At 38.7% G+C, this 5,148-nt stretch carries 7 protein-coding genes; 4 read left to right on the forward strand and 3 right to left on the reverse strand.

What is annotated here, in order from left to right; translation table 11 throughout:
* Positions 1-252: hypothetical protein (locus QL234_RS31805; protein WP_281561739.1), on the forward strand; the 252-nt coding region annotated here is incomplete at its 5' end.
* Positions 253-284: 32 nt separating this feature from the next.
* Here the strand turns inward: QL234_RS31805 and QL234_RS31810 are convergent.
* Together QL234_RS31810 and QL234_RS31815 are read right to left on the reverse strand one after the other, a co-directional pair.
* On the reverse strand, positions 285-575 hold the full coding sequence (locus tag QL234_RS31810; RefSeq protein WP_281561740.1) for a type II toxin-antitoxin system RelE/ParE family toxin: 291 nt from the start codon (positions 573-575) through the stop codon (positions 285-287).
* On the reverse strand, positions 562-819 hold the full coding sequence (locus QL234_RS31815; RefSeq protein ID WP_281561741.1) for a type II toxin-antitoxin system ParD family antitoxin: 258 nt from the start codon (positions 817-819) through the stop codon (positions 562-564). The genes QL234_RS31810 and QL234_RS31815 overlap by 14 nt, the downstream gene beginning before the upstream one ends.
* Before the next feature lie 414 nt (positions 820-1,233).
* Between QL234_RS31815 and QL234_RS31820 the strand changes: the two genes are divergently transcribed.
* Both QL234_RS31820 and QL234_RS31825 read left to right on the forward strand, forming a co-directional pair.
* A complete protein-coding gene (locus QL234_RS31820) occupies positions 1,234-1,722 on the forward strand; it encodes a hypothetical protein (protein ID WP_281561742.1) in 489 nt (162 codons plus the stop codon).
* Positions 1,723-2,114: 392 nt separating this feature from the next.
* Positions 2,115-3,014, forward strand: coding sequence for a hypothetical protein (locus tag QL234_RS31825; RefSeq protein WP_281561743.1), 900 nt, complete (start codon positions 2,115-2,117; stop codon positions 3,012-3,014).
* A 177-nt stretch (positions 3,015-3,191) separates the two neighbouring features.
* Here the strand turns inward: QL234_RS31825 and QL234_RS31830 are convergent, their stop codons facing one another.
* Positions 3,192-3,476 carry a SymE family type I addiction module toxin gene (locus QL234_RS31830; RefSeq protein ID WP_281561744.1) on the reverse strand — a complete coding sequence of 95 codons (285 nt, stop codon included), beginning with the start codon at positions 3,474-3,476 and terminating at the stop codon, positions 3,192-3,194.
* Between the two features lie 508 nt (positions 3,477-3,984).
* Here QL234_RS31830 and QL234_RS31835 point away from each other — a divergent pair.
* Complete coding sequence (locus QL234_RS31835; protein ID WP_281561745.1) at positions 3,985-4,959, forward strand: DUF1036 domain-containing protein; 975 nt, start codon at positions 3,985-3,987, stop codon at positions 4,957-4,959.
* The last annotated feature ends 189 nt before the right edge of the window (positions 4,960-5,148 follow it).

Raw genomic sequence — 5,148 nt, forward strand, 5'->3', positions numbered from 1 at the left:
GTTTATGATCGAGTTCGAAGACCGTTTAAAAGACTTTATATAAAACTGGCAGTTACACAGAATACGGGACAGTCTCCCGGTAGTTATAACACCCAGTTTATAACTACCGGCTTATTAAATGCCGTCCAGCATTGCTCAGGGCATTTAGCAAAGCCGGACAGCCAAAAATTGAATTATGCCTATGACAGCTTTTTCATATTTACCAAGGTTTGGGTGTCCATGCTTGTGCTGAAGTCGGTTATCAATTTCTAAGAAGCTGTCTGATAACGAACTAGACACATTTATTACTCAAAAGCAGTATTAAGGTTTTCTGCTCTTAATATTCGCATAATATCAATACACTCATTAGAAACTACGTAGTAAATAGCATGTTTGCCATACACACTGCGTCTATATCCTTTACGAATATTATCAACTGCCTGATAATGCAACGGGTTTTCCGCAATACTTTGAAAATGGATAATTAGCCCTGCAACATATGATTTAGCCTGAGTCAAACCAAAGTTATCTATGCCATACACAAATAGCTTCTCGAAGTCCTGATCGGCAGCAGCACTTAACTTATATTTCGCCATTAGTTTGTTTTCGAGCAATCACCGCATTAACAATATCTTCAGGAGAACGAGAGCTAAAGCCGCTTTGTTCCGCTTTGATAAGTTCTTGTCTAATAACTTCAACTTCACTGGTACGCATTTGCTCCTTTCTGATCAAATCTCGTAATAACTCGCTGTCACTGGCATAATTACCAGTCGCAAGTTGAGCTTGCATCCATTGTTCTTGCTGTTCTGTTACTGTGATACTTTTCTTTACCATTGCCATAATTTGCCCCCAATGAGAAAAACCATAGGATTTAATCCTACTTTATACTACCATAATAAAGTTTAGTTCAGAACCGGTAAGCATTCATTTAAAAACGCACTACATTAAATACTTCACCTTCATACCAGCCATGACTTGGAATCGATTTTTTGCCGTTGTTATTTATCTGGTAAATTTTATTGGCGGGTTATGGATTTATACCAATGCCAGTGTAGATAACAAATTCATCATTTTCTGTATTATCTTTGTTTTTGCACATGCGCAAAGCATCTACCTGAATTATAAGATTATTAAACTTGAAGAAAAGCTAGATGAAACCTCTTAACTATTTTCTGTTACTTTTATTGCTTGCTGCTCCTGTTCAGGGGGGCAAGTGTTGCTGCTGATTTGATGCTGCAATGCCGGGAAAGGGATTTGCAAATCGCTGAGGTTGATTTCTTGCCAAGTAATCCCCCCAGGGTAAATGAATTCAGTGTTTCTTTTATGGATGAAAAGCATTACTGGAGTATCCTGGCCTATGAATTTGAACAACAGCAACAGCCTTATTTATTAAAAGGTTTGAATAAAGCCAGTGCTTCGCCAAACATTGCCCGAACTATAGTTGCAAACTATAAAGATCGACTCGAAAAGGAGATGTTTTATCTAACCAAACCGATTGAATCTTTTCCGGTATCAATATCAGGTATTGCAGGAGAAGGGCATATGTTTGATGCTGTTTTTGCTGCTTCACAAGACAAGCGCTCGGATTTGGCTACCAATGAACGTTTTGTGCTATGGGTAATAACTAAAGACGGACAAATATTTGTTGGCAAACTGCATATCCTTGTTGAAGGAAAGACTCCTTCTGTAAGATTAACCAAGACAAGGTTAAATCAGTTTATGGCTACCTGTTCCTTTATTTGAATAAGTCTTAACTTAACCTGGATGCGATTAATCGGACTCAATCAAACCTGACAATCGCATTTGTGCCATATACAGATGTTGCCACTAGATTCAGAATAAACTTTGGTGGTCAGCTACCCCACCAAAGCGGCCATTAAAGTTTTTATCATTAATGGCAGTTTCTCTAACATTATTGCCATCCGTTCTAACGCGTTTTTGGACCAAGGTGAATTAGCAATGGCCATTTTTTAGTACCAATAAGAGAATCACAAGTTATTCAACTTGAATTTAGCCGCTTTGGTCTTTTTGGCACTACGACTATGTTGACCTTAATCATGCGGGCGTAATATTAATAGCTGTTATCAGAGCGCAGAAGTTAAGCACCCACCTAAATATAAAATAAGGACAATAATATGAACTATATTGGTATTTCAATTACTCTGCTGTTTTCTACTCTAGCTTTTAGTAGCAATAGTTATGGCCAAGATGAGTTTCCAGTCTTGAAAGGCCCCTATCTTGGGCAAAAGCCACCCGGTTTAATCCCAGAAGTTTTTGCTCCTGGTATAGTTTCAATCAATGGAAGACATGAAGGGGGGATTTCGTTTTCCTCTGATTTAGATGAAATATATTTTAAAGCGCATAAAAAAGACGAAAATGGTGCTATCTATTTTTCAAAACTCGAAGATAACAAATGGAAACCGATTCAAAAAGTAAGCTTCACCAAAGGAAAAAAAGAGCAAGAAATGCATCCATTTATCACCGCTGACAGTAAACGAATTTATTTTACCACGGCTAAATCTGACTATACGGATAATAGAATATGGTATGTAGATCGTTTAGACAATGCGTGGAGCAAGGCAATAAAACTTGATTCACCGATAAATGACGATGACGTTTTCTTTCCGAACCAAGCCAATAACGGCGACCTTTATTATTTTAATATATCAAAAATGAAAACCTACTATGCCCCCAATGACAACGGCAGCTTTCCTGAAATAAAGCCAGTTGAAATGGGTTTTGGCGTGCACACTTTTATTTCCCCATCTCAAGATTATTTAGTTTCAAACGCTCGCAACAAAGAAGATGGCAGTAAAAAAAGTGATCTCTATGTCTATTTTAAGAAGAAAGACGGAACATGGACAAAGCCAATTAACCTAGGAGATAAAGTTAATTCTAACTTTATTGAATCAGTTCCAAGCGTCACTCCCGATGGAAAATATTTATTTTTTAGCCGATATAACGAAGAAAACGAATTATCAAATTTATATTGGGTGAGCACAGAAGTTATTGAGAAACTAAGGCCAAAAGTATGATGCATTAATCATTGAATTTGAGAAAACCGCAAAGCCGAACAGCCAAAAATTAAATTATGCCTATGACAGCTTTTCATACTTACCAAGGTATTGAGCGGGCTATTCCCGTTAGATAAAGCTGCTGTACCTGCTTTAAATACAGCAGCTTAGCTTATAGCTTTTCAATTAAGCCCGGGGTTAGTTTTCAGCTAACGGGTTTGGCTCCGTTTGTTTAGGCGTGATCACCAGCTCTGCCTGATTGACCACAATATTAAGCTTTTGCCCGACAGGGAAACCGGCCAGGCGCAGCCATTTTCCCCTGAGCACTACACAAGGCTCAAGCTTGACGGGAACATAGTTAATCCCTATGCCGCGGGTTTTCGACGCTGTGGTGCAAACCGTTTCCTGCACGGTAAGTTGCCGATAAATAGGATATTTTACTTTTGCCGAGACGGGCTCTGGCGTATGATGATATTTAGCCATGACGTACTCCTTGAGAGTTCGTAGTGGTTAGCGACCTCTGGGTGTGCCAGCACTCAGGGGTTGCGGTTTAAGTTACTACTTTTGCTTTGGTAGTAACGGTTGTTATTACAGCAGTTCATTGATTGATGGAAGTGTTGTAATAAATGCTTTCCGTTTAGACTTGGATAGCACTATTAAGGAAAGACCAATTTGCGGGGAAATCAATGGTGAATTGGTCTTTTTTTAAAGTAAATTTGACGTTTTTGCTCAGTGCAGTCAAGTTGTTGATTTGATTGCCTTTTTGTAGGTTGCCATTGTGAGTTTTGTGCGAGCAAAGCCGGACCGGCAAAAATTGAATTATGCCTATGACAGCTTTTCATATTTACTAAGGTTTGGGTGTCCGTGCTTGCGTCTATGTTCGAAAAGTACCAAGGTTTGAAACTACAAAGCTGGACAGCCATAAATTGGCTAAAGTAAAAAACTGAGCTACCTTTTATGGCAAAGTTTTTTGCTTGCTGTGGAGTAAACAATGACCCAAGCGCGCCGTTCTCAAGTTTCTCTTTCTGACACCCGTTATTATCATCTAGTTTCTCGGTGTATTCGTCGTGCTTTTCTTTGCGGTGAGGATGAATATACGAAGAAACACTACGAGTACAGACGACAGCTTACAAAGCTGGACAGCCATAAGCTGGCTATTTTAAGCGTTATGTTGCTGATGAAGCAAAGGATAAATTTTATGTATATAAATAAACGAAATTTATTGTGTATCGCGCTAATTATCTTTTCTTTGCCTTCATACTCAGGTCTGAAAAATGATTTCTGGGTGCCAGTCGAGAATTCTGCTCTTATGTACACTCAGGTAAAGGGAGGTTTGATTCTTAGAAATGATTGTGAATGCGAAATTAGGGATGTTGAGATTCAGACATACCCGACCTCTAGTAACGCGGTAATACGAATATTGGGATATGGATCTTATCATTACAAAGTTGGCCCAATTAGTGAGGGCCAAATGGTTAGGGTTAGGTGGAATAAATTTTCGAACTCCGGTGGGAAGTATCTTAAGCTAGATGAGTATTCTTTTAACAGAATAAGTATTTCAGGTAAGAAAGCTGATGGGGAGGGTAAAAAGTATCTTAATCAACACTTTACCGTTGATCCTGGTTTCACCGTTGAGAACAGAGGTTTTAAAATTAAGGTGAAGAATAATTGCCATCATCCAATAAAAGTAGCGGTAAACTACAGAAACACATCTGGATCTTGGGTTACAGAATCATGGTGGAAATTTCAACCAAATAGGTCAGGAAACCTTGCTACGGGAGGTAATCATCTTTTAACAGGGGATTCCACGATCTTTTACTATGCAGAAGCAACTAACGGAACGAATATAGTTTGGGCGGGAGATGCAAAGCGCGAATATATTGGATTTAAAAAATATGGAATGAGAATGTTTGACGACTTTGAAGGTGATACATATATCGAACTTAACTGCAATAACTCAAAGTAAATCCTTGTAATATCAAAAACCACATAACAGATGGCTTGTACTACACTATTTTTGTAACCGCCTGGTGATCACCACTTAGCTAATATCGATCTTCCATGGCTACGACAAACATGGACATATATGGTCACTCCCCCCGAGTCAAATAGATTTGGGGATTTTCTCTTCTTTTTGCCTGCTTCTGCTATATGC

The sequence above is a fragment of the Thalassomonas sp. RHCl1 genome (genome assembly GCF_947387555.1).
Taxonomy (GTDB): Bacteria; Pseudomonadota; Gammaproteobacteria; order Enterobacterales; family Alteromonadaceae; genus Thalassomonas.